Annotated in this window: 2 protein-coding genes; both read left to right on the top strand. The window is 54.3% G+C overall.

Annotated elements, in window-relative coordinates; translation table 11 throughout:
• Positions 1 to 223 (top strand): flagellin (locus GS12_RS22725; RefSeq protein WP_034951299.1); only part of this gene is annotated, 223 nt, incomplete at its 5' end.
• A 253-nt stretch (positions 224 to 476) separates the two neighbouring features.
• A partial coding sequence (locus tag GS12_RS22730; RefSeq protein WP_034951302.1) for a flagellin N-terminal helical domain-containing protein occupies positions 477 to 838 on the top strand: 362 nt, incomplete at its 3' end.

Genomic DNA, 838 nt, shown 5'->3' on the forward strand with positions numbered 1-838 from the left:
GCGCAGCCTGCTGGGTGCGTCGCAGAACCGTTTTGAATCAACCATCACCAACCTGAACAACACGGTGGACAACCTGTCGTCAGCCCGCAGCCGTATTCAGGACTCGGATTACGCGACGGAAGTGTCGAACATGTCACGTGCGCAGATCCTCCAGCAGGCCGGCTCGTCCGTGCTGGCTCAGGCCAACCAGGTTCCGCAGACCATGCTGTCCCTGCTGCGTTAATACGCGTCATTCGCAAAAAGAGCCTCATCATGAGGCTCTTTTTTTTTATACACATACCGGCTGCCGCAAGGGCGCCCGCTGATGTCCCTCCGAAAAGTGCATGATGCCGGCGCCGGTTATTTCCGGCATTATTCCCGTAAATTCTGCTGTTTACCCCTAAAGATCTTTTTCGCCGTGACGATAATTTTATTGAAGGCGGTACGGCCATGAGCCAGAAACCTGACCCATACCCAACCTTTTAAGGAATTTTATCATGGCCGTAATTAACACTAACACCCTGTCTCTGACCACACAGAACAACCTGAACAAATCTCAGGCATCGCTGGGCTCTGCGATCGAGCGTCTTTCTTCCGGTCTGCGTATCAACAGCGCGAAGGACGATGCAGCGGGCCAGGCAATTGCCAACCGCTTCACCTCCAACATCAACGGCCTGACCGTGGCGGCGCGTAACGCCAATGACGGTATCTCGCTGGCACAGACCGCTGAAGGCGCGCTGTCAGAAATCAACAACAACTTACAGCGCGTGCGTGACCTGACCGTTCAGGCACAGAACAGCTCCAACTCTGCATCCGACATTGACTCCATCCAGTCTGAAGTTAACCAGCGTATGGAAGA

This window comes from Erwinia oleae, from assembly GCF_000770305.1.
In the GTDB taxonomy this organism is placed as follows: domain Bacteria; phylum Pseudomonadota; class Gammaproteobacteria; order Enterobacterales; family Enterobacteriaceae; genus Erwinia; species Erwinia oleae.